This window comes from Pedobacter sp. 01N416 (genome assembly GCF_056399685.1).
Map to the genome: position 1 here is coordinate 1 of NZ_JBFTRT010001116.1, position 430 is coordinate 430.

1 protein-coding gene is annotated in these 430 nt (G+C 40.9%); it reads left to right on the forward strand.

Annotated features, from left to right (window positions below; translation table 11 throughout):
• Positions 1-430, forward strand: a 430-nt coding sequence (locus AC1DND_RS29500; protein WP_477586598.1) for a FadR/GntR family transcriptional regulator, incomplete at both ends; no start/stop codon positions are given.

Below are 430 nucleotides of genomic sequence, written 5' to 3' on the forward strand. Positions count from 1 at the left end.
TGGCTGATGTGGTTGAAATGAGGTTAAGAGATTATTTCAAAAAGAAATCATTTAAACCAGGCGATGCATTGCCGAAAGAGCAGGAACTGGCTGAAGCACTGGGGGTGAGCCGAAACGTTTTAAGGGAAGCTTTAAGTCGCTTGAGGATGCTTGGCATGATCGAGACTAAGAAAAAGAGGGGTATGATTTTATCAAGCCCTGATGTATTGGGCGGTTTTCAGCGTGTACTCGATCCGCTAATAATCAGTCCGGATGCACTACAGGATCTTTTTGAACTGAGGTTAATTTTGGAAATGGGCCTCGCGGATGTGCTTTTTTTGAATTTAAATGATAAAAGTATCCGTGAACTTGAAATAATTGCCAATAGCGAAAAGAAAAAGAACAAAGAAGCATTCCGTATTGCCAACGAAATTGCCTTTCACGGTAAATT